At 48.9% G+C, this 22,014-nt stretch carries 19 protein-coding genes; 6 read left to right on the forward strand and 13 right to left on the reverse strand.

The features are described 5' to 3' along the window. The first annotated feature begins 101 nt into the window (after positions 1–101). On the forward strand, positions 102–1,409 hold the full coding sequence (locus ACO0KV_RS10315) for a lipopolysaccharide biosynthesis protein (RefSeq protein ID WP_423042443.1): 1,308 nt from the start codon (positions 102–104) through the stop codon (positions 1,407–1,409). Here the strand turns inward: ACO0KV_RS10315 and ACO0KV_RS10320 are convergent. The 9 genes from ACO0KV_RS10320 to ACO0KV_RS10360 form a co-directional block, all read right to left on the reverse strand. Continuing rightward, on the reverse strand, positions 1,357–3,189 hold the full coding sequence (locus tag ACO0KV_RS10320; RefSeq protein WP_423042444.1) for a serine aminopeptidase domain-containing protein: 1,833 nt from the start codon (positions 3,187–3,189) through the stop codon (positions 1,357–1,359). The two genes, ACO0KV_RS10315 and ACO0KV_RS10320, sit on opposite strands and share 53 nt — an antisense overlap. A gap of 13 nt (positions 3,190–3,202) precedes the next feature. Continuing rightward, on the reverse strand, positions 3,203–5,746 hold the full coding sequence (locus ACO0KV_RS10325; protein WP_423042445.1) for a glycosyl hydrolase 2 galactose-binding domain-containing protein: 2,544 nt from the start codon (positions 5,744–5,746) through the stop codon (positions 3,203–3,205). 3 nt (positions 5,747–5,749) lie between these two features. Beyond that, on the reverse strand, positions 5,750–6,739 hold the full coding sequence (locus ACO0KV_RS10330; protein ID WP_423042446.1) for a DUF1839 family protein: 990 nt from the start codon (positions 6,737–6,739) through the stop codon (positions 5,750–5,752). Then, positions 6,736–7,647 (reverse strand): amino acid--[acyl-carrier-protein] ligase, encoded by a 912-nt coding sequence (locus tag ACO0KV_RS10335; protein WP_423042447.1) that lies wholly within the window; start codon positions 7,645–7,647, stop codon positions 6,736–6,738. The genes ACO0KV_RS10330 and ACO0KV_RS10335 overlap by 4 nt, the downstream gene beginning before the upstream one ends. A 20-nt stretch (positions 7,648–7,667) precedes the next feature. Beyond that, complete coding sequence (locus tag ACO0KV_RS10340; protein WP_423042448.1) at positions 7,668–8,852, reverse strand: acyl-CoA dehydrogenase family protein; 1,185 nt, start codon at positions 8,850–8,852, stop codon at positions 7,668–7,670. A 1-nt stretch (position 8,853) separates the two neighbouring features. After that, complete coding sequence (locus ACO0KV_RS10345) at positions 8,854–9,093, reverse strand: acyl carrier protein (RefSeq protein WP_423042449.1); 240 nt, start codon at positions 9,091–9,093, stop codon at positions 8,854–8,856. Between the two features lie 54 nt (positions 9,094–9,147). After that, positions 9,148–9,678 carry a holo-ACP synthase gene (gene acpS, locus ACO0KV_RS10350; protein ID WP_423042450.1) on the reverse strand — a complete coding sequence of 177 codons (531 nt, stop codon included), beginning with the start codon at positions 9,676–9,678 and terminating at the stop codon, positions 9,148–9,150. Positions 9,679–10,073: 395 nt separating this feature from the next. After that, positions 10,074–10,832 carry a DUF3108 domain-containing protein gene (locus tag ACO0KV_RS10355; RefSeq protein WP_423042451.1) on the reverse strand — a complete coding sequence of 253 codons (759 nt, stop codon included), beginning with the start codon at positions 10,830–10,832 and terminating at the stop codon, positions 10,074–10,076. A gap of 1 nt (position 10,833) precedes the next feature. Further along, positions 10,834–11,949 carry a DUF3108 domain-containing protein gene (locus ACO0KV_RS10360; protein ID WP_423042452.1) on the reverse strand — a complete coding sequence of 372 codons (1,116 nt, stop codon included), beginning with the start codon at positions 11,947–11,949 and terminating at the stop codon, positions 10,834–10,836. Positions 11,950–12,252: 303 nt separating this feature from the next. On the opposite strand from ACO0KV_RS10360, the gene ACO0KV_RS10365 reads away from it, so the two are divergent. Both ACO0KV_RS10365 and ACO0KV_RS10370 read left to right on the forward strand, forming a co-directional pair. Next, positions 12,253–13,482 (forward strand): branched-chain amino acid ABC transporter substrate-binding protein, encoded by a 1,230-nt coding sequence (locus tag ACO0KV_RS10365; RefSeq protein WP_423042494.1) that lies wholly within the window; start codon positions 12,253–12,255, stop codon positions 13,480–13,482. Positions 13,483–13,573: 91 nt separating this feature from the next. Then, entirely contained in the window at positions 13,574–14,434 is an 861-nt protein-coding gene (locus ACO0KV_RS10370; protein WP_423042453.1) for a PhaM family polyhydroxyalkanoate granule multifunctional regulatory protein, read from the forward strand. Positions 14,435–14,499: 65 nt separating this feature from the next. Here the strand turns inward: ACO0KV_RS10370 and ACO0KV_RS10375 are convergent, their stop codons facing one another. Next, entirely contained in the window at positions 14,500–15,405 is a 906-nt protein-coding gene (locus ACO0KV_RS10375; RefSeq protein WP_423042454.1) for a LysR family transcriptional regulator, read from the reverse strand. Positions 15,406–15,562: 157 nt separating this feature from the next. Between ACO0KV_RS10375 and ACO0KV_RS10380 the strand changes: the two genes are divergently transcribed. Further along, positions 15,563–16,615, forward strand: a complete 1,053-nt coding sequence (locus ACO0KV_RS10380) for a YeiH family protein (protein ID WP_423042455.1) — start codon at positions 15,563–15,565, stop codon at positions 16,613–16,615. Between the two features lie 52 nt (positions 16,616–16,667). Beyond that, the gene (locus ACO0KV_RS10385) at positions 16,668–16,916 is read left to right on the forward strand and encodes a DUF3297 family protein (protein ID WP_423042456.1); all 249 of its coding nucleotides are present in this window, start codon (positions 16,668–16,670) and stop codon (positions 16,914–16,916) included. Positions 16,917–16,989: 73 nt separating this feature from the next. Here the strand turns inward: ACO0KV_RS10385 and ACO0KV_RS10390 are convergent, their stop codons facing one another. Further along, positions 16,990–17,556 carry a PadR family transcriptional regulator gene (locus ACO0KV_RS10390; RefSeq protein ID WP_423042457.1) on the reverse strand — a complete coding sequence of 189 codons (567 nt, stop codon included), beginning with the start codon at positions 17,554–17,556 and terminating at the stop codon, positions 16,990–16,992. A 177-nt stretch (positions 17,557–17,733) separates the two neighbouring features. Here ACO0KV_RS10390 and ACO0KV_RS10395 point away from each other — a divergent pair, with 177 nt between their 5' ends. After that, on the forward strand, positions 17,734–19,749 hold the full coding sequence (locus tag ACO0KV_RS10395; protein WP_423042458.1) for an FAD-dependent oxidoreductase: 2,016 nt from the start codon (positions 17,734–17,736) through the stop codon (positions 19,747–19,749). A gap of 30 nt (positions 19,750–19,779) precedes the next feature. Here the strand turns inward: ACO0KV_RS10395 and ACO0KV_RS10400 are convergent, their stop codons facing one another. Continuing rightward, positions 19,780–20,475: a response regulator gene (locus tag ACO0KV_RS10400; RefSeq protein ID WP_423042459.1), complete on the reverse strand. Its 696-nt coding sequence runs from the start codon at positions 20,473–20,475 to the stop codon at positions 19,780–19,782. A 7-nt stretch (positions 20,476–20,482) separates the two neighbouring features. Continuing rightward, positions 20,483–21,934: an ATP-binding protein gene (locus ACO0KV_RS10405; protein WP_423042460.1), complete on the reverse strand. Its 1,452-nt coding sequence runs from the start codon at positions 21,932–21,934 to the stop codon at positions 20,483–20,485. Positions 21,935–22,014: the final 80 nt, after the last annotated feature.

Raw genomic sequence — 22,014 nt, forward strand, 5'->3', positions numbered from 1 at the left:
CAAAGTAAATGTGGAGCCAAAATTGTAAAATACGGAAACTCTTTTTACATCTGGCTACAGTGATGGTAAGGTTCGCCTGATACGAATGTTAACGCAACCCCATGAATTTTTCTAAAAAATTTCTTTCCACTTCTTTTATTTCAGTGATTGATCAAGGCATGCTGAGCGCATTGAACTTGCTCATCGGCATGCTGCTTTGGCGTTTAATCGAAAAAAGTGAATACGGGCTGTACAGTCTTTTGTATGCCGTTGGACTGTTGGTTGGATTGGTCATTGATTCGTGGATCGCGGGTCCGCTCTCAACGGTCGCCAATGTCGTCCACGAAAGTGCGCAAAAAATTCTGTTGCGGCGATATTGGTATCGGCAAGTCTTTTGTACGTTGTGGATGGGTGCCGGTACTTTTCTGGCAGTGGAGTTTATTCCGGTCTTTAGCTCCCATATCAACATTACTGGATTTACTGGGGTGGTTTTTGCTTGTTATGTTATCGGCAATGGGTTACGCGAGTATGGCCGGACAGTCGGTTTTATCCAGTCCGATCTACGTACCGTCTTCCGGCAGGACATCGTCTATGTATTGGCCGTTATCGCTGGGTTGGGGATTTTAATTACCGATCAGCACGTCGATGTGATTTTTGTCTTTGCAATACTGGCTGGCGCCTCATTTTTGTCCGCTTTATTTAGTATTGAACGATTGCGTGAGCGTACGGCGACGACAGAAGCAGAGATTGATAACGAAGATATGGCACTGATCGCGCAGCATCAGTCCACCATTGCCGGACACGGCCGCTGGGCAGTTGTGGGAGTGATTGTAGGATGGCTGACAAACTACAGTTATTTGTATCTGGCCGAGCTGTGGATGAATAGTGAAGCTGTCGCTGATCTCAATGCATCCCGCACCTTGTTGATGCCGATTCCGTTGATTGTCGCGGCATGGTCAAGAGTTGCCAAACCCGAGGCGGGGCGCCTGATTGCCTCTCAGCAATGGGATCGTCTCAAAAAATTCACCTTTCTCTCTATTGCGGGCATCGAATTCATTGTTATCGCCTATGTCGGGCTTTTGTTGGTGACTTTTCCTTATATCGAGATTCATTGGATCGGCAGTCAGACCAAGTACCATGGTCTGAACCCCCTTATGATGATGTGGGGCGCTTATTTTGCCGTGAATGCAGTCCGTTGGATTGGTACGACATGGCTGATGAGCGGCGGCGCGTTTCGATCCATGTTTTATCTGGGATCAGTCACTTTTTTGCTGGTGATCGGAATCACGTCTTACACGATTCCGCATTGGGGCACATCCGGCGCCATTTTTGCCCTTATTTTTGTTGAGCTATTTGAAACGATTGTGGTCTGGAAATTTATTTTTCCACGGTTGCAGAACCCACTTCAAACCGTTCAGAAAAGTGTGTAGTAATGAGCTTAATCACGTGTTGTTGCGCCCATCGTGGGGTGAACGTGTGATCGGAGCCCTTAAAGATCTCTAAGCAGATTCTTGGGCTCTTACCCAAAAGTACACCATGTCTGCCAAAATTTTCAGTCATCAGATCAACGCTGCTATCACCGGCATCCATTATCATTAAAATCTCGGTACCTCTGGCTTCCATCTGCCTGAACTGTCGTGCTATTTTCCCGAGAAAATGATGACTTTCTACAAATTTTGTCACGAATGCCTGCGACATTATATGTAGTCGTTTTTGTACCCGTTTCGACAGCTTGACAAAAATCTTTCTAAACTCAATCTGTCCGCGCAAGAGCCGTTTCCATGTGTGGAGACTGCGGATCGCTTTGACATAAAAATGCGTTGATTTAATCGATTGTTTTTTACGTATATCGAGACTATCACCTTCGTTCCAGTGATAGACCAATTGATTCATTAAAATTAAGCCTTTGATGTCGGGTTCAGCCAGTGCCGTCAGATAGCAGAAATAGGCGCCGGAACATAAGCCACCTGCAATGAAATTCTCTGTATCGTAGTGATTCCTTAAAAACTGCATCGCCGATTGCATGTCAGGTAGGCCACTCGTTCCATACACATCGTTTTCTTTGCCGTCTGCATTGGCTTTGCTGTAGCCGATGCCCGACTTATCGAATCTGAGCACAATGAATCCGGATGCTGCCATCGAGCGTGCCAGATTGACGTACAACTGATGCGTTCCTACGCGGTGGTTTGCGCCGATATTGGTCAGCAAAACTGCCGTGCGTTGGGCAGGATTGTGTTGTTCTGGACGACTGACAACGCCAACGAGCCCCTCAAATGTCACCAATTCTTCGATCACAGTGTGTTCGTTGAACTGCATACGGGTGCTGGTTCTGACGGTGTTTGCAATGCTGGGCTGTGTAGGATGAATGTCGAACTGCGAGGTGAGCCAAGCGACGACATCGAGCAATAACTCATTGGGTACTTTTGTTGCATAGGCGTCAGCAGGCATCATGGTGGCGTAGCCAGGGCTGGTGCTCAGGTGCACGTGTGCATTGGTTTGTCCCCAGTGGGCAACAAGTTTTTCTTCTTGTCCGATCACGTCGTCGCGGGCGATGATTAACACGGGAATTTCCGGTACCGGCATCTTTAACATGTCTAATTTTGCGATACTGCTGCGTGTTACTGCGCTAAATTCGTAGCCAGTTAATTCATCCTCTGTGACTTGCGATGTCAGTTCTTGATTGAGCGCTGGTGTATCCGCTTGCAGCGCGCTCATGTTCCGCAGTAGTTGCAATTCTCGGCAATACGCCCGTCCTGATACCGCTGGCGCAAACATGATTAAGGCCGCGGCCTCAACTTCATTGACAACACTGGCTGCGAGCAATGCACCTAAGCGTAAACCAAACAAACTAATGTGTTGTACTCCAGCGATATCTCGTAGTTGACGAGAGGCAGCCAAGATATTGGCTTGCCAGAGTGCCACCCGGTCGCCCTCGGCATTGGCTGAATCACCACTATTGTTGTAATCAAAAAAAAGTACATCAAAGCCCGCCCTTGCGAGCGCTATGGCCAGATGCTTATAGGACAGATAAGACACCATGTATTCATGTCCAAACGGCGGACAAAGAACGACGCCGCACTGCCTGCTACCACCAAGATCGCACTGGCGTGCCGGGTGGTACCAGCCAAGTAGCGGTGCCAGCTCATCCCCAAACCATAAAGCCTGAGGGGTCAATAAGATATCTTTACTAGGATGAAATTGAGCGACCACGTTAACCTGTCGATTATTCTAATAGTGAGGGATTAATATTCAACGGGCACTTAATACTGCTTTGCATATTCAATGCCATGACACTGACCTTCGGTACGGTGTCGGTCGTAACGGCATGGAGACGCACGTGCTTTAGTACTCCGGGACTGAGATGGAAGTAATTGTCGTCCGGTGAAAAACCCGGGGCTGAAATACAGATCGCCTGTGCCAGACGTACAGTCTGCAGAGACAAGATCAGTTCACCCTTCTCATCCTGTATTATCGTTCCACTGATGCCCAGATCACGTTCAACGGGCAGGTCGTGACCGCTTGTGAAATGGTAATCACTGTCAAGCGGTGTATCGACGCCCCGTTGATAAAGATGTACTGCGGCTTGATGATGGCCTGCTGGTCCAAAGCGGTATGCATAGCTGGTGTCGAGAAAGTAAGGCAACACTGCATCGGCACGTATCATGTGGCTGCTATGGGCAGAAACCGTGACTTCTTGACGGGCGCGGGCAATACAAACTTCTCCATGCTTGTAGAGACGCAACTCAATTTCACCACTGAAGTCGTGAGCAGTATCGTTGATGATATGTAGTGCTAAGCCGTTTAATCCTTCGTCCGTAAAGAACACCGACAGCGGTGCCATCGCCCGTTTTAAAAAATAATAAGCCGCCTTGGGTTGACCAAGTGCATCGATCACACCCCATCCTGCGCCTGCCCACAAATCGCGCCAGAACCAAATTAATGCGCCGTGACAGCTTGATCCATGTCGGCGCCATTCATGGATTGTGTGCGCCATCACTTCACCGGTTGTTGTCCGTGCGAGCGCCTGATAGCGTTCGCGTTCGGCATAACGTAAGCGCATCGGGTCAACACGATATAGGCTTGCCATATAGTGATCACGGATATCTTCAAAATCCCAGCCGGTGCCGTGGTCACGCGGCACACGACGTTTCCAGTCAGGATGCGGACCAGGTACAACGCCATTGGCTAATAGACCGTCAATCAAATTTTCTTCGGGCATATTGGAGAAGCCCAGGCATTCCGAGGTAAACCGGACACCACTGCGACGGGCATCGTCTAAAGGACGTAAATACGCCCCAACCCCAAAATAATGGGCGACGCCTGCATCAACCTGGAACGGCATCACGCCACCGGAGGGGCTCGAGGGCCAGTAAAGTGCATCGGATCGCAGTTCATGACAAAGCTGCGGCAGCGTTTCTGCAAAAAAGGTATTGCACCAGCGCTCTTGCGGTTGTCCTAACATCGCCGCCTGTTGCTCGATTTCACTGTTACCACACAGGACAGCGATACACGGCGACATCTGTGTTCGCTGTAAAAACTGTTCTGCTTCGTTTTGTATATTGAGTGCAAACTGCAGATCACTGACCGGATAATCCATATTAGCAAACATAAAATCTTGCCACACCAGAATACCGAGTTGATCACATAAACGATAAAACGCCGCGTTTTCGTAGACCATCGTTCCGACGACACGTAGCATATTCATCCCCGCATCGCGTGCTAATGTGAGCATTGCTTTTTGTGTCGCTTCGTCTGCATTCAACGATAAGAAGTCGGCAGGTGTCCAGCATGCACCGCGACAAAAGACCGATACGCCGTTGACATGCAAATGGAAGTCATCGTTGGACTGCACCACATGAATCTGCCGGAAACCGAGTTCCCCTAAAGAAAAAAACTGTGATGGCTGCTCACTCGGATGATGACTGATCACTTCGACAAAGGTCGTGTATAAATGGGGTTTGCCATGGGTGTGCGGCCACCACCACTGGGCATCCGTCAAGACCAGTTCGCCGCTGGCCACCAGCTTGCCCTCGGTATTTTTTTCTATCCATAGTTCCTGCGTTCGATCACCGACATGCAGCCTGATTTGCTGGATGTGGGGATGAGCATCAAAGACGAAGGTCGCCTTTACAATGCCATCTGTACCCATCAATTTACTTTGTAAATGATGGTGATGCAGGCGGAGCTTGCGCCGTTGTTCAATCGTGATGTCACGGTAAGGACCGACCGCAGGTACTGGTGGCGACCAGCCTGGCATACGACCAATCAGACTGGTTCGTAGCCAGCGTAATTGCTGCTGTTCGACTAATTTTGTTTTCCAGCGTGGTCGTGGGCGACGTTCTGCTAGTAAGGTATTGAGCGCAACGAAGCGCAAACTGAGCACACCCTTGCCACGTAACTGGTGCCTCTGTACGTCCAGACTGTGCCGCACAAACATATTGTCGTAGCGTACCAACAAGGTGTCGTTCCAGAACACATCGACGATACCAGCTAGGCCGTCGAAATGGATGAAGGCGCAATCCTCGCTGATGTCTGTCTCACAACTGAACCAGATATCGCGTGCGTCAAACTGGCATTCATCGTAGTGAAATTGCCCGACGTCGCGTAGCGCAGATGCGGCCGTGCAAGGCACCTGTGCTGGCCATTCTGGTGTCTGCTGTTGTTTTAGCTCAGATGGAACCGAACATGATGATGGCGACGTGATGTACATGCGCCAGTCGGCAATGAGTATGTGCGTTTCGTGACTGTCAGGAGTACGACTCAACATAGGTCAGGTCACCTTATGCAGGCAACGATCAAGTGCGACCATCCCCTGATCCCAATGGTTTGCCAACTGCGTCGTTAATGGTGCCAGATCGACGGTTCTTTTTCCCATTACTGCACGTGCTGTTTTCAGCAATAAGGTTTTGGTGGTTTCTGAAATGAGATCAAATTCTTGTGCTGCACTACTGAAGTCGCCCTGACCTTGTTGTTCCAGCCAGCGCAGGTATTGTGCACCCAGACTAAACCCAGCACCAAGCTGGCGCAAGGTGGCAAACGCATATGCATGATAAGCAGCCAGACCTTCCTCTTTCAGCGCTTCAACGTCGCGTAAAAATACCGGTTCAAAGGCACGTATCGGATTGTTCTCAGGGTGACGCGCCAGGTGTTTATGCAACAGTCCCAGTGAGATGGTAGCTAACGCGGTTTCGTCTCGATGTTGCACGCGGTCAAGCCGGACAAATTCAGCAAACAAGGGCATGAAAGTCGGGTCATACGGTTTGCCAACCCGGAAGGTTTCAATAAAATCTTCGCCCTGCAACGAGTGGTAACTGCTGTTATGAAAATACCCCATGCGTTGTGCGTCCAGATCGATTTCCTGGATCGCAATTGTCGTTTTGACATGGTTGGTGCGGTAATCTGTGCCGGATGTATCAGGCAAGTAGAACGCGTCACTTTCGGTCAGTACCAGACGGCCACGCTTTAATTGTTCGCAGGCATTCGGCAATAATCCGCGCCAAACATTTAGTTCTTGCACATCGATGCCATACAACGCAAACAGATCTTCATGCGGTGGCTTGTAAAACGTCCACTGATCGCCATCAAAGTCATTGGCGAATACCATCGCTAGGCAAGCCAATGGGTTGAGTCCTTGCGCATGCAAGACTTCCACCCAGACGTCGATATAGCAATTGGTCTCAGCCCACGCCCGCTCCGCGCCGTGGAGCGCGTGAGGTTGATAGGCCGTGTAATCAATTTTTGGTAAAGCGCACAGAGTCATAAACCAAGAATGTCACGGGTTGTGGTTGGCCACGTGGCAATATCCATGCCGTGGGTTTTAAATAAGGCCATTACGATACGTTCCAGACCAAAACCGAGACATGCCGTGTGTGCCACGTCACCTTCGGCCGTTTTAATGTCGAACAGCTTACCAAAATGGTCCTGATGATAATTAAAGGAACAAACGGCAGTAGGCTTTTCTTGTGAGATCACTGGCACCACGACTTCGAATTTCAGTTGTTGTTCGCGCTGATTCGCCGCTAACATACGTCCGCCACGACCAAAGAAGGGGTCGGATGCGACTTCAGAATGCGCTGGCAGTTCCAGTGAGCGCAGAATGTTGATACCACGTTGTAGCCATGTATCACGCCAAGCGACGACCATATCAGGCGTACCGACACGGACGAATTCACGGACGCGGAAAGACTGCATGCGTGTAGGTTCTGGTGATGGTTCGTTGCGGAACACCCAGTTTTGCATGTCGACTAGCTTGCCTTCGGCTGGCAAGGTGCCATTGAAACTTGGATAGACCGGATAGCACGCGGCCGGTGTCAGGCATACGCCTGTCATCGTTTGTAGATGCGTCCATGGACGACCTTCGTGTACATTGTCGATCAGTTCTTTATGCTGCGCTTCGTTGCCGGTAAAACTAAAAATAGTCCCCGCTAATTGCGGGAAAGAATCGAGATACTCACTGCGCTCTAACACCTTACGATCAAGGCAAGGTGGGAATGACATCTTGGTGGCGTTATCCTCAGCTGCGACGCGTGATACATAGTCATCAAACTGACGTAGTACTTTTTCAAATACCGGACCACGACCAAAAATACCCTGCACGCCGACTGGAATTATATGACCAGCTTCGACCAGATCATTGGTCAGAATTTCAGGAGAAAAATCGATAGACATGGGCTTCCTTGTTGTTATGTTTAGTCGTCTTTGAGAACAAGTAATAGATTGGCGTTGGTCGCCAGAATACGGTCATTACCTACCATCAGCATGGAAGACAACGCGTCACGCAAATGTCTGCTCATGCTAAATTTAGTATCGTTTTTGTAGGCCAGGATGCCGCAGATCGATAAGGCTTTGATAACGATCTGTGGTAAGGCTTGTGTTGCATCTACTTTCAAGTTGTTCATTTTGAGTGAGTAAGCGATCGATGACAAGACGCCATTGGCGGCATTATCTTCAGCAGACAGTTGTTCGTACTCAGTCAGACATGCTTGTACTGACGTCCGTAAGCTTTGCAACATACTGACTAACTCGGCGAGGCGTAGTGCCGTCGGTGGTACCGTGCCAGGATGAGCGCGTGCTTGACCACGCACAAAAGCGCGTGCTTTATTGACCGCTGCTGATGCACAACCCGTCCAGCAGCCACCCCATAAAAGATGCGATACGGGTACCACGGTTTGTGCTGACATAGCACCAAATGGCACTTCCATAATCTGCGCGACGTCGCCGCTGGCAGTCATGAGGAACGGTGGACTGCACGTACCACGCATGCCCATCGTGTTCCATTGACCTTTTTGTTCCAGCGTGTAATCTGCCTTGCGTACCAGAATCAATGATTGGTCGCTATTTGCCGCATCCGGATGACGGCGTGCTGTCACTAACAAATCATCTGCCTGTGCACCATAAGAAATTGTGGTCGCATCTTTCATTAATGAAAAAAGTGAACCGTTGATGTCGACTGCACACTGACTACGTCGCATTTCACCACCCACACCAACCTCAGATGTGACGGAGGCAATCAGATACTGATGTTCAACCAGATCCTTCAGATATTGACGGTACCAAGGGTGGTCTAAGGCGTGTTCGACGATGGTAATGACCTGAATCTGGTGCATGGCATAGACCATGGCTGTGGATGCGCACTGGCGTGCCAGTACATCACAGATGTCGACTAACTCACTCAGGCTGGCTCCGGCGCCACCAAGTTCAGCCGGGACATACGCACTTAATAATTTTGCTTGTTTCAGGGCGTTGACTGCCTCGATCGGAAAACGTGATTCTTGGTCAACCGCATCGGCATGCGGCGCCGCAAAGTCGCGTGCGACTGAGCGCGCAGAAGTAAGTAGAGTAGAGGCGGTTGAACTGGCGGTTTCGGTTTTCATGTTAGGAAGTCAATTCTTCGATGGCAGCGTTGATGGCGTTAATACTTTCAAACACGCTGCGTTTAAGCATCCGGTCAGGAAATTCGAGATCAAAAGTATCTTCCAGTGCCAGCATGACGTTGACACTGGCGTGCGAGGTCATACCCGCTTCGTATAAATCGGCATCATCTGCGATCGTATCGATATCAGCGGAAAATTTACCGTGTTCTTTTAATACCTGACGGATTTGTTCTTTGCTCATAAAAGTCTCTCGATTACTTAATTAAAATGGAATGAGTTTTGCAAAAATCATGGATCATCGTTGATCAACATGGATGATAGTTACTTCATTGCTTGATGAACGTGTGTTCCTGTGTGTCTTATCCATGACCCTTACATTGACGTTGGCGATCACAGTTGCTATCGCATATTCATGTTCGTGACTGAGACTCAGGATGCATTCTCCTAGCCTTGCCGTACGGGCTAAGGCCTGCGCTTCGCGATGCAATCGTAAGCCCGGGAGGCCATTTGCGTTACGGGTTACTTCAATCGAATTCCAGGGAAGTGCGGTATCTTTATTTAAACCTAATATTTTCATCGTGGCTTCTTTTGCCGCCACTCTGGCTGCCAGCTTTTGATAATTCAGTTGCTGTCCTTGGCGACAATCCTGTAATTCTTGCAGAGAAAACATGCGTTGTAGATAACGATCGCCAAATTGCACCACTGATTGTTCAATTTCGGGTATCCAAACTAAGTCAGTGCCCAAGCGCGTTATTTTTTCTTGGTAAGTTGCCTTGAGGTAACGATGACGCACTCGAAAATGAGGAAACGCTTGGACGTAAGCCATGTTTAATAAAATTTAGCGACACTTAAGCGTACTAGAATAGCCTATAGCCAACTTTTTTAAGTAAAAAATGGTAAATTTTTCTGCTATTTTGCCAATATTTTTCGAAAGTAATGTACGGAAACGAAAAATTTTGCCTCGAAGAAATTTTATTTTGCAACTTTGATGAAAATCATAGCGCGTTCTCCGCACAGCTTATTGATCTGCTCCAATGTTGCACAAAAAAATTGTGACTTGGAAGGGCGTGCCATGTCAAAGAAGTATTCGCACTCAATGAGAAAGTTGGGCGGTGTTGAGCCCCGTATCAAGGACATGGAAAAGGGATCAGGCCTGCGCATCAAATCAATATTGCGCATGCCTTTATTTGAGTAACACAGTCAGAAAGGATGACTGTGTATTTACAGCTTTTTCACACTGTCGAGCATTTGATCAATAAATTCGCCGTTAGCGTCGCTGAACTTTAATCTGACCGGGTACCATTCAAGATCCGGCGCGAGCCAGATATCAAGTGCTTGGCCTTTCGAGTCTGGTGGGGGGGCTTTGCTGATATGAACGGCATTTTGTTCGCCCATTGCTGTGGTGATTTTTTCGTTAGCGATGACTTTGAAACTCCATGGCTCCGCATCACGGCGACCCGCGACAAACATCTTCCACTCGGAACCTGGCCTAAATTTATCGCCGGCAGCACGCGCTTGTGCAACGAGTTGCCAGGTGGCGCTGGTGCGATCTTGTTCGCCACCTTTGATGACGTAAGACTCCTGCGATTCGGTAAAACGGATGGTTTTGCTGTCACGATCAAATGTCGTCGTGGTCGCTTGCTTACCGAGGCGTTTTTCGATCGATTTTTCAGGCGCGAGACCAAATTCATCGATACCACCAATGCTGCTGGCATCGAGAATTTTGCCAAATAAATTGGCATGTGTTTCGGTCAGAATCTGATAGGTGTGGTTCGCTGGCAACCATTTGACGTTCGCTGATCCGCCTAGCGAAATACCGCTTTGTTTAGCTTTAATGCTGTATTGCAATTCAGCTGCAGGAGGAAGCTGAAAGGCGACTTTATTGATGTTGTCAGCACTCAATGCAGATGTTGTCTTTAGCGCGCCAAGCAAAAAGAGCGTGCTACAAAGCGTGATTGAAGGGAGGGAGCGAAAGCGCATGTTAGTGTTCCAGAGAGGGAGTGAACTGAATCTGTGTCACTGTTTGAGTGGTGACTGCGCCATTTGGTTCCGTATTGCGGATTTGCAATGGATACCAATGATACGCGGGTGCAAACCAGAGTTCTAATGTCGAATTGTAAAAGCCCGGACGAGGAGGTCGTGTTACGTGCCAGGTCTGCACTTTTCCTAATGGCGTGGTGATTTCTTCCTGTCCCTGAACCACAAATTGAAATTTTTCTGCCTCGCGATTTTCTGCAACTTGTATTGTCATCTTTTTGCCTGAGACAAATTGTTCGGGAGCAGCGACGCCGATACCTGCGAGTTGCATAAAGATACTTGCTTTGTCTTGCGTGCCGGCACTCATTTCTACCTGATTTGCGTTTGCCGAAAAACTGATCATCTTCGTATCATAATGAAAATGTGTCGCTGTCTCGCTGCGGCCGCGACGGCTTTCAGTCATGCGTAGCGGTGCAATGCCATGTTGTCCTAGGTTGCCTTCACTTTGCAATTGATACAGGCGCAATGTCGTGAGTAATAGATCAAGTGACGCGTCAATATGCATTTCATAGCTGCTGTCTTTTATCGTCCATTGGATTCTACCCATGCCGTAGACAGGATTTAGATTTTTCGCAACGTAGACCAGTTTCATCTCCATTGTGCCAGAGGGTGGTGGCACAATGTGCAGATTGGATAGGTCGATGACCTCTTCTTGTTTTGTCTGATTTTCAGCTACTTGTGTGGTCTTAACAGCAGATGTCGTCGATGTTACAACAAATTCTTCGGATACCTTTGTTGATATCGCTGCGGGCTGTGAGGTATCAGAGGGGGATACAAGTGTTGCTGTAGAAACTGCGCTGTCACTTGGGGCATGCTGTTGTTCCACAATCTGTTCATTTTTCGGAGCGTGCGCTTTGGCATGCTTAACGGTGTCAGCGGGTTCGTTGGTCGTTAGGACTGGCGTGAGTTTTTGCAACGTAGCGGTATTGGCTACATTCAACAATTGCACCGTGACTTCTTTTTGTTCTGAACTATGCGGTGGAGGTAATGTCGTTATCTCCGAAAGTCCGTCCCAAAGTAACCAATGACAGAGCAGGGCAAGACCTGCAAATGTCATCATTCTGAGTGGAATTCGTGACTGCAACTGAGAAGTGGAAAACAATGTCATACAGCCTGGGTTGATGTTCTTGATCTGTGTCCTGCGTCGCGCTCTGGCTTGTTAATGATACGGGTAAAATAGATGACCGTTGCAGACGGTTGCGATGCGCCTTGATATTGATGTGGGTCAGGGGTTCGATTCATCTTTCATGTCATTCTGATTTCCTCTTTGAAAAATAATACCATGCGTTTTTCTTTCTCTTCATTTTCGATAAAACGCGTCTGTTGTATCGTCATTTGTGTTGTTCCATTGTTGACCGTGCCAATGCAAGACGCCTTCGCCAAGGAAGCAGCGGAAGTCTCCGCATTTTTGCCACCGGTTCGTATCGCCATGATCGACGGATTAAGCGGCACATTTACCAATGCCGGTCAGGCTGTGCAACGGAATATTCAGTTCGCAATCGACAACATCAACGCCCAAGGTGGCGTATTGTTGCCCGATGGACCGCATCGTCTTTCTCTCATCATGTTTGATAATAAGCAAGGCGTTGAAGAGTCCTTAAATGCCTTAAAGCAGGCGACTGATCAGCACATTCCGTTTATTGTGCAAGGGAATAGTTCTGCTGTGGCATTGGCATTGGTTGATGCCATCAATAAACACAATCAACGTTCGCCGGACCATCGCGTGTTATTTCTGAATTATTCGGCGGTTGATCCTGCGCTCACCAATGAAAAATGTAGTTTTTGGCATTTCAGATTTGATGCCAATGCGGATATGCGTATGCAGGTTCTGACTGACGTCATCAAAAATGATTCGCGTGCGAAAAATGTCTATTTGATTGGACAAGATTATAGTTTTGGGCGTGGCGTCAATAAGAGTGCTCGCACTATGCTGAGCAGCAAGCGGCCAGATATGCACATTGTTGGCGAAGACCTGCACCCCATTGGCAAAATCAAAGATTTTGCGCCGTACGCCGCTAAAATCAAAGCCAGTGGCGCTGATACGGTAATGACGGGTAATTGGGGGAATGACCTGACCTTGCTGATTAAAGCCGTTAAAGAAGCGGGGATGAATCTGAAGTTTTATACGTTTTATGCCAATGCGCTTGGCGCTCCCGCGGCGATTGGTGACGCCGGTGTCGGGCGCGTGCGCGCCGTGGCAGAATGGCATCCGAATGTTGGCGGCAAGGACAGTGATGCTTTTTATCAGACGTTCAGGTCACGTTATCCAAATCCTCAGGACGATTACTTGTTCATGCGGATGCACGTCATGATGGACATGCTGCGCCGAGCGATAGAGAAAGCACATTCAACCGAGGCGGCACCTGTTGCCAGAGCCTTGGAAGGGGCTAGTTTTAATAACGGCTTTCATCAGGCACAAATGCGGGCACAAGATCATCAATTGCTGCAGCCCTTGTATGTGTCGGTGATGCAAAAGAAAGGTGAAATGGGTACCCGTTTCGATAACGAAGGCAGCGGTTACGGTTTTAGAACCGAGGCTTTTTTTGATTCTCGATTGACGGCATTGCCCAGCTCATGCAAGATGAGTAAGTAATGTAATGAAACTAACAAAACTGCACAAGAACACCGCAAAAGAATAGCCCCAAAAATAATCGTAAGGCCACCCAATATTGAGGAGTATTTTGATGAGCAATCCGTTTTCTGGTAATGATGCATCCGGCACAAATTCGATGGGTGATCCACTGGGATTTATTAAGAATCTGTGGGGTAGTATGAACATTCCGGGGATGGTTGCACCGCCGATGTCGGTCGATGAACTCGATAAAAAAATCAAAGATCTGAAGACCGTCGAATCCTGGTTGAACGTCAACATGAACATGCTGCGCGGCACGATACAGGCACTAGAAGTTCAACGAGCGACGCTTGCAGCACTGCAGTCACTCGGAGAAACCTTTGCCCAGCATGCGCAGCAGGCAACGACACCCCCTGTTAAGCCAGCGGAGCCACGACAGCAAAGCAATAATGCAGACTGGCCGATGCCATCTGGTGGTCAGAAGATTCCTGAGCCAGCGGTTGACGATGAGGAAGACGATGAGGTAGCTATGCCGCCAGAGCACAATGAGCCTGCCGCAAGCGCCAATCAGGAACCCGTAAAAACGCCACAAGCGGCGGCCGCTACGGATAACAACGCACCATTTTCGACGCCAACCGCGTGGTGGGGATTGTTACAGGATCAATTTAAACAGGCGGTCAGCAAAGCGCTTGAAAGCGAACCAGTATTTCCGAATGGTATCGTGACACCGGCGATACCGACGAAGCCTGGCGTAGCGAAAACGTCTGTTGCTGAGGTGAAGAGTAAGCCGAGGACAGCAGCCAACGCGACAACTAAACCGACAACCAAACCGACAACCAAACCGACAACCAAAGCAGCCAGCAAAACGACGACTAAAGGGGTGGTAAAGGCGGAAGCGAAATTAGAAGCGAAGCCAGCAGCGCGTAAAACAACGCAGTCAGCGACGACAAAAAAGGCGACTGCGAAGACTTAAAAAAATGAAAAAGGGGATAGTCGCAGATCGTTTTTTTTGCTTTTGCTACTATCCTCATCTCCTGCTCACGTCGATTCCACCCCCTTACTCTCCTCCATCAACCTCATTCGACACAGCTCCCGAAACCGTCGCAGTCCACCAGAGAGGATTTTTTCCTGGTGATAGACCAGATAAAATCGCCGGCTCAGTTGCGCCCATGGAGTATGAATGGGGGCGAATTCACCGCTCAGTAATTTGTCATGGATCGCGCGTTCAGAGACGCAGGCAATGCCCAAACTGGTACTGACCGCACGCATAATTGCTTCGGCACTCCCCAATTCTAATACGCTATTAAGTACGCCTAGATGTGGCGCAAATGCGGCTTCTGTGACTTCACGCGAACCTGAGCCCGGTTCGCGCAGTATCCATGCGGCCTGTTTTAATTGCGATAGTTCAGGTGTCGTATTCGCCAATGGGTGAGAGGTATGGCAAAACAATTGCATCTGATCATGTAACCAGGGTTCCGCGACGAGGCGGCTGTCGTGGCATGGGGCTTCAATTAGGCCAAAGTCCGCGCGAAAGCTCAACAAGGCTTCGGTTACATCCTGCGAATTTCCGATCGCGATCTCCAGACGGCTGTCGGGCTCTTGCCTGAGAAACTGCGCTGCCAAGCCAGGTAGAACGTCGTTACCGATGGTCATACTTGCATACAGGCGCAAACGGATGGGAACGCCCGTTTTAAAGCTTTGCTCGATATCGTTCGCTCCCTCCAACAAGGCTTCTGCCTTCGGTAACAGATAACGCCCGTTTTCATTGAGTTGCAGACGCTTACCGATACGATTAAAGAGCGGCTCGCCCAGTTGGTTTTCAAGGTCGCTGAGTGCGCTACTGGCCGCTGATTGTGATAAGGCTAATTGATTGGCGGCGGCTGTACCGCTCCCAGAGCGCGCAATGGCGACAAAGACTTCGAGTTGGCGCAGGGTGATATGCATAGAACAGCGATCGGTTGAATGGGAGGCAAGACGCTAGTTAATCGGAAAAATCGATATTGATTATAAAAATAATCTGTTTTACCTATTTAAGCAAGGAAACTACACTGGCGTCACTTAAACGTTTTCCGCATAAGCTTATAACAAATAGGCAATCATCATGAATAAGCCCAATCAACACGCCGTTGTAGTAACTGGCATCGGATTAACAGCTAGCATCGCGGCTATTGCTGTGAGCGTGAGTCATACGCAGTTTGCTCAACAGAGCCACGCCTCCGCGTTGACGCTGGCGTTACTCATAGGGATGATGGTCGGCAATACCGTTTATCCGAAGATCGCGGCGCAGACGTGCGAAGGTGTTTTGTTCTCCAAGAAAACTCTGCTGCAGCTTGGGATCGTGTTGTATGGCTTCCGAATTACCTTTCAGCAAATCAGCCAGGTAGGGTGGGCAGGGATGCTGATTGATGCGGTGGTGCTGTGTTCGACATTTTTTCTAGCCTATCAAATCGGTACCCGTGTACTAAAACTTGATAGCAAAACTTCTATATTAATTGGTGCAGGTAGCGCTATTTGTGGTTCTTCTGCGATTCTGGCGACTGAGTCAGTCGTCAAAGCGGACGCGGCCAAAGTGGCCGTTGCTGTATCAACAGTGGTGATATTTGGGACGCTGGCGATGTTTATCTATCCTTTACTGTTTCAGCTCAATCATCAGCTTGGCTGGTTAGTCGATGCACAAAGTTTTGGCATGTACACCGGTTCAACCATGCATGATGTCGGTCAGGTGGTCGCCGCTGGTATGCAGATGGACGACAATACCGCTGCCTCCGCTGTCATTACCAAGATGTTGCGGGTCATGATGCTTGCCCCATTTCTGGTCTGTTTATCGCTCTGGTGGGATAGCAAAAAACATCAGGGACAGGCTGATCAGCAATGTCATGCAAAAACGCGTATCACCATTCCGTGGTTCGCGCTGTTATTCATTGCTCTCGCCGGTATCAATTCTCTGCACGTCCTGCCGATCGCAGTCAGCGAATTCTGTCTCCGTCTCGATACCTGGGTCCTCGCCATGGCAACTGCCGCTTTAGGTCTGGCAACGCATGCGAAAGCCATTCGTCAAGCAGGCGTCAAACCGCTCCTATTAGCTGCCATGATGTTTGCGTATCTGATTGTTGGTGGTGCGCTGATTAATCATCTGATTCGGGCGATGTATTAGGTCAAGGGTGGGGAAGTTGTCCTTGGTTTGATTCTGGTAGATAATTGCGGCTATGAACGATATCTCTCAACTCCCCCCATTACCGGACCGCTTGTCGATTGATCCAAGCAGCCCTTTTTTTAACCGTGACGTGTTCCAGCACGATGTTGGTATCAAATTCAACGACAAAGAACGTATGGATGTCGATGAATATTGCATCAGCGAAGGATGGATCAAAGTGTCCGCTGGCAAAACCCTCGATCGCAAGGGGAAGCCGATGTTGATTAAATTGAAAGGCAAGGTCGACGCGTTCTACCGCTAATCTGGCATCGACTTACTAAGTTACAACGATAATGTGAACAAGGGCTCGCCTGGTCAATACCAGCGAGCCCTTTTTATGGCTGTATGTCTGCGTCATCCAAGGAGGTATTCTCATCGTCCCGTAGCATCGCAATAGCTTCTTTGGTCCATTGCACGCGGCTTTCTTCAAAGGCAATACCGGCCTTCAGAATCAGATAATGCACCTGTGATTCACGGGAGAGCGTTACGGCGCTGAAGTCGCGTTGCTCAATCTCTCGATAGGTTTGCAGTTCTTGCTCGTGCAATCGCAGGCGGCGTTCAAATTCGTCAGCCAGTCCCAGCGGTCCCACAGCGGCATCCGCTCGCAGTTTGACCATCATGTCGTCGCGTAGGCGTATCGGCTCACTTTGCTCACTTGCCCAGCGCTGCAACTCGTGCCGACCTGCGGCTAAGACGGCAAATTCGCGTTTGCCTGCGCGCCCCCCTTCAACCTCCATTGAATGTACCCAGCCTTGCTCTTCCATGCGGGCCAGTTCGCGATAAATTTGCTGATGCGTTGCATGCCAGAAATAGCCGATAGATTTATCGAAGCGGCGCGCCAGTTCGTAGCCCGAACAGGGTTTTTCGACCAGAGAAGTTAATAAAGCGTGCTGTAAAGACATAAAAAGGCAGAGTTAGAGTGCATGCTCGATGTGGTTTAACGTCAATTTTATATGCAACTGGTTGCATAAACAACGTTCTTTCGCTATTCTTTTCTTTATTATTTCTACATACACCACCTACCCAACACCGCTCACAACGCTGTTGGGTATCTCCCACTTAACGAAGAAGGAAACGCCATGTCTTTTTATCCTCACCTGACAAAGCCATTAGATCTGGGATTCACGACTTTACCGAATCGCCTGTTGATGGGTTCTATGCACGTTGGTCTTGAAGAAGTGGACAATGGCTTTGAACGGATGGCGGCGTTTTACTCTGAACGCGCGCGTGGTGGCGTAGCACTGATGGTGACTGGCGGTATTGCGCCTAACGAACGTGCACGTCCTATGCACGGCGGAGCCATGTTGACCACTGAAGCAGAAGCAGAACACCATAAAATTGTGACGAGCGCAGTCCATGCAGCGGGCGGTAAGATTGCGATGCAAATTCTTCACTTTGGCCGTTATTCGTACCAGCCAAGTCTGGTTGCGCCAAGTGCACTCAAAGCACCAATCAATCCTTTCACGCCGCATGCTTTAACGACAGAAGAAGTCGAAGAAACCATTGGTGACTTTGTACGCTGCGCAGGTCTGGCACAGTTCGCGGGATACGACGGTGTAGAAGTGATGGGCTCAGAAGGTTATCTGATCAACGAGTTTATTGCTGCGCGCACTAACCAGCGTGATGACGAATGGGGTGGCGCGTATGAAAACCGCATGCGTTTTCCAGTCGAAATCGTGCGTCGCATTCGTGAAAAGGTCGGCACGAACTTTATTATTATCTATCGCTTATCCATGCTCGATTTGGTGGAAGGTGGCTCTACATTAGAAGAAGTCATCCAGTTAGCAAAAGCGATTGAAGCCGCAGGTGCCACCATCATTAATACCGGTATCGGCTGGCACGAAGCACGTATTCCGACCATCGCGACCAAAGTTCCTCGTGCTGCTTTTGCGTGGGTCACGCAAAAACTCAAAGGCCATGTGACTATTCCATTGGTGGCGACAAATCGTATTAATACCCCAGAAGTGGCTGAGCAATTATTGGCAGACAATTTCTGTGACATGGTGTCGATGGCGCGTCCATTGCTGGCAGACCCACTGTTCTTGCGCAAAGCAGAACAAGGAAAAGCTGATGAAATCAATACCTGTATCGGCTGTAATCAGGCCTGTCTCGACCACACCTTTGGCGGCAAACTGACTTCGTGTCTGGTCAATCCACGTGCGTGCCACGAAACAGAGATCATCGATGCACCAGTTACCGCACCGAAGAAAATCGCCGTAGTCGGCGCGGGTCCTGCTGGCCTCAGTTTTGCGACAACAGCCGCAAAACGTGGTCACTTGGTGACCTTGTTTGATGCCGCATCAGAAATCGGTGGCCAATTTAATATCGCCAAGCAGGTGCCAGGTAAAGAAGAATTCTATGAAACCCTACGCTACTTCGCAAAACAGATCGAATTAACTGGCGTTCAGTTGCGTCTGAACACGTTTGTCACACCTGACGAGTTGGCTGATTTTGATGAAGTCGTGTTAGCGACCGGTATCACTCCACGCACACCTGAGATTGAAGGCGTTACGCATCCAAAAGTGCTCAGTTATATCGAGGTGATCAAAGAAAAAGCACCTGTCGGAAAAACTGTCGCGATTATCGGCGCAGGCGGCATTGGCTTTGACGTTGCAGAATATCTGAGCCATGCGGGGCAGAGTGCTAGTCTGGATCCTACAAAATTCTTTGCGGAGTGGGGCGTCGATACCAACTACAAACACGTAGGTGGTCTGACAGAAGCACATATTAAAAAATCACTACGCAATATTTATCTGTTACAGCGTAAGACTTCTAAGGTCGGTGATGGTCTCGGCAAAACAACGGGTTGGATTCACCGTACTGGTCTTAAGAACCATGGTGTGCATATGTTTGCTGGCGTGACTTATGACAAAATCGACGATGCTGGTTTGCATGTGACGGTCGATGGTCAACAAAAAACACTGCCTGTCGATAATGTGATTTTATGCGCTGGTCAGGTACCACGCCGAGATTTACAAGCAGCACTTGAAGCGGCAGGTAAAAACGTCCACTTAATCGGTGGAGCAGATGTTGCCGCAGAGCTCGATGCCAAACGTGCGATTAACCAAGGTACGCGTCTCGGCGCAACAATTTAAGACCACTAGTCTTAAGGCTATCGCTTGTGTTTACCGATGTGAGGACGGTAACTCGAAGCGGTAGCCTACACCGTAGACTGAGTGCAGACACTCGGGTTCGGGGAGCTTGCTTTGAATCTTTTTGCGGATGTTTTTAATATGAGAATCTATCGTTCTATCATTGATATCGCGTTGGTCTTCATGGGCGATGTCGAGCAAATGCTGGCGTGAGAATACGCGGTTGGGATGACTGATCATTTCAGCCAATAAGCGGTACTCGACAGGTGTTAATGGTAATGTACTTCCCTCAAACAATACACGCTGTCCGGCGGGATCAACTGAAAAGCCAGAAGCGGAGGGTGTTTTCCCGCTATGGCGACGCAGATGGATTTTCGCTCGCGCAACGACCTCGCGTGGACTGAATGGCTTGCAAACATAATCGTCAGCGCCCACTTCCAGACCAAGCAGACGGTCAACTTCTTCTACTCTGGCGGTTAGCATAATGATAGGAATCTGGCTGAATTTTCGGATTGACTGACAAACTGTGATGCCATCCATGTGAGGGAGCATCAAATCGAGTAATACCAGATCTGGTGGGTTATGTTGTACAGAAGCGAGTCCGGATCTTCCATCATGTTGTTGCTCGACCAGATAGCCACTAGCTGCAAAGTAATCTTGCAGCAATGCTGCAATTTTTAAATCATCTTCAATAATCAAAATGCGCTGAGGTAAGGTGTCGTTTATCATTGTCTTATTACTTAATCAGAGGCAAGCGAATCAGTACTTTGAGACCGCCGAGCAGTGACGGCATTGCATCAATATCCCCATCATGGGCACTCAATAATGCTTTGCAAATCGATAGTCCGAGACCGCTTCCGCCGTGGGCTCTGCTACGTGCCAGATCAACTCGGTATAACCGATCAAAAAGCAAGGTATGTGCATGTGCGGGGACTCCAGGAGCGCTGTCTTCAATGCTGATATCGACAAAGTTCCTGCTAGTCGTCATGGAGCACAGAAGCGTGCCTGGGTTATCGGTGTAACGGATGCTGTTTTCCAGCAAATTACTGATCACTTGGGTAAGCCGTCCGGCATCAGCGCGGACAAAGGCTGACTCAGGAGGGAAGTCGGTCTGAATCGTTAGTCCTGCTTTTTGTAAGCGTAGAGTGTACCGTTGCAAGACCGATCTCAACAGGCTGGTGATATCAATTCTTGCAAACTCGTAGCGTAAATCACCGGCATCGGCGAGGGTCAATTGACGTACATCATCGACGAGCTTGTTCAAATGGATCACCTCTGCGTGCAGCGACGCCATGGCTTCTGGCGTCGATTTTCTGACACCATCGATCAGTGCTTCAATCTCTCCCAGAATCACGGTCAGTGGCGTTCTGAGTTCGTGTGAAATATCTGCAAGCATTTGTCGTCGCTGTAGTTGGTTCTGTTGTAGCGACTTCGCCATGCTGTTGATATCTTTGGACAATTCTCCCAGTTCATCTTGATTAAGCACTTCAGCCCTGGCCTGAAACTGACCTTTTGCAATGCGTTTTGCGACTTTATGTAAAGACTTTAATGGTCGCAGCAAGTGTCGCGCCAAGTAGATCGATAAGATCAGCGCAATCAAGACGAGGCCAATCGCTAACCAGATTGTTTGTTGAATCTGGATCCGCACAAAATCGAGGCCGCTGGTATTGGAAATATTCTGTAATGGCGCAAGTCGGAGACTTCCTACAACCTGTTTATCGACAATAATATTTTGCCGGTTGTCATCGGGTGCATCAGCGGTATCTGGCGATCCAATGAGTATCTTGCCGTGGGCATCGATGAGCGCTAGTCGTTGTGCAAAGCCCATCGGATCAGTATGTATACGTTGTGGCAGTGTGCTTGGTCTAGTTAGTTGTGACTGGTCTCCTGCAGCGATTGATAATGGATTATTTACGTTGTTATTATTGGATGGGCGCTGATGTAACTGCTCAAGTAATTCTTGTAAGCCTTCGCGGTCATGATAAAAACGATCAAAATTACCAACACGTCGGTAGTCTTCTGCTAGCAACTGACTTAATTTTTTCAAATCCTGTTGTTCAACTTCGCCAAGGTAGGAAATGAATCCGCGTTTTAGGTTCTGACTAGTGATCCATGCCATCGTGCCAATGCTGAGCATCACCACGGTTGTGATGGTAACGGCGATCTTTTTAGCAATGGTCAGGCGCATAGCGTCGCTTGGTATGTTTTGTCAAAAATAACGATTCGCAATCAGGTTTGTGGTCTGCTGCTCGGACATATAGTAGCCCT

Source organism: Undibacterium sp. RuRC25W (assembly GCF_049339825.1).
GTDB lineage: Bacteria > Pseudomonadota > Gammaproteobacteria > Burkholderiales > Burkholderiaceae_D > Undibacterium.

What these genes read in the sequence shown, in the direction of transcription:
- ACO0KV_RS10375 (WP_423042454.1), bottom strand. Translation starts at nt 15,405, where the DNA reads ATGCATATCACCCTGCGCCAACTCGAAGTCTTTGTCGCCATTGCGCGC.
- ACO0KV_RS10400 (WP_423042459.1), bottom strand. Translation starts at nt 20,475, where the DNA reads ATGATAAACGACACCTTACCTCAGCGCATTTTGATTATTGAAGATGAT.
- ACO0KV_RS10355 (WP_423042451.1), bottom strand. Translation starts at nt 10,832, where the DNA reads ATGCGCTTTCGCTCCCTCCCTTCAATCACGCTTTGTAGCACGCTCTTT.
- acpS (WP_423042450.1), bottom strand. Translation starts at nt 9,678, where the DNA reads ATGGCTTACGTCCAAGCGTTTCCTCATTTTCGAGTGCGTCATCGTTAC.
- ACO0KV_RS10335 (WP_423042447.1), bottom strand. Translation starts at nt 7,647, where the DNA reads ATGTCTATCGATTTTTCTCCTGAAATTCTGACCAATGATCTGGTCGAA.
- ACO0KV_RS10390 (WP_423042457.1), bottom strand. Translation starts at nt 17,556, where the DNA reads ATGTCTTTACAGCACGCTTTATTAACTTCTCTGGTCGAAAAACCCTGT.
- ACO0KV_RS10365 (WP_423042494.1), top strand. Translation starts at nt 12,253, where the DNA reads ATGCAAGACGCCTTCGCCAAGGAAGCAGCGGAAGTCTCCGCATTTTTG.
- ACO0KV_RS10385 (WP_423042456.1), top strand. Translation starts at nt 16,668, where the DNA reads ATGAACGATATCTCTCAACTCCCCCCATTACCGGACCGCTTGTCGATT.
- ACO0KV_RS10380 (WP_423042455.1), top strand. Translation starts at nt 15,563, where the DNA reads ATGAATAAGCCCAATCAACACGCCGTTGTAGTAACTGGCATCGGATTA.
- ACO0KV_RS10405 (WP_423042460.1), bottom strand. Translation starts at nt 21,934, where the DNA reads ATGCGCCTGACCATTGCTAAAAAGATCGCCGTTACCATCACAACCGTG.
- ACO0KV_RS10345 (WP_423042449.1), bottom strand. Translation starts at nt 9,093, where the DNA reads ATGAGCAAAGAACAAATCCGTCAGGTATTAAAAGAACACGGTAAATTT.
- ACO0KV_RS10325 (WP_423042445.1), bottom strand. Translation starts at nt 5,746, where the DNA reads ATGTTGAGTCGTACTCCTGACAGTCACGAAACGCACATACTCATTGCC.
- ACO0KV_RS10330 (WP_423042446.1), bottom strand. Translation starts at nt 6,739, where the DNA reads ATGACTCTGTGCGCTTTACCAAAAATTGATTACACGGCCTATCAACCT.
- ACO0KV_RS10315 (WP_423042443.1), top strand. Translation starts at nt 102, where the DNA reads ATGAATTTTTCTAAAAAATTTCTTTCCACTTCTTTTATTTCAGTGATT.
- ACO0KV_RS10395 (WP_423042458.1), top strand. Translation starts at nt 17,734, where the DNA reads ATGTCTTTTTATCCTCACCTGACAAAGCCATTAGATCTGGGATTCACG.
- ACO0KV_RS10360 (WP_423042452.1), bottom strand. Translation starts at nt 11,949, where the DNA reads ATGATGACATTTGCAGGTCTTGCCCTGCTCTGTCATTGGTTACTTTGG.
- ACO0KV_RS10370 (WP_423042453.1), top strand. Translation starts at nt 13,574, where the DNA reads ATGAGCAATCCGTTTTCTGGTAATGATGCATCCGGCACAAATTCGATG.
- ACO0KV_RS10340 (WP_423042448.1), bottom strand. Translation starts at nt 8,852, where the DNA reads ATGAAAACCGAAACCGCCAGTTCAACCGCCTCTACTCTACTTACTTCT.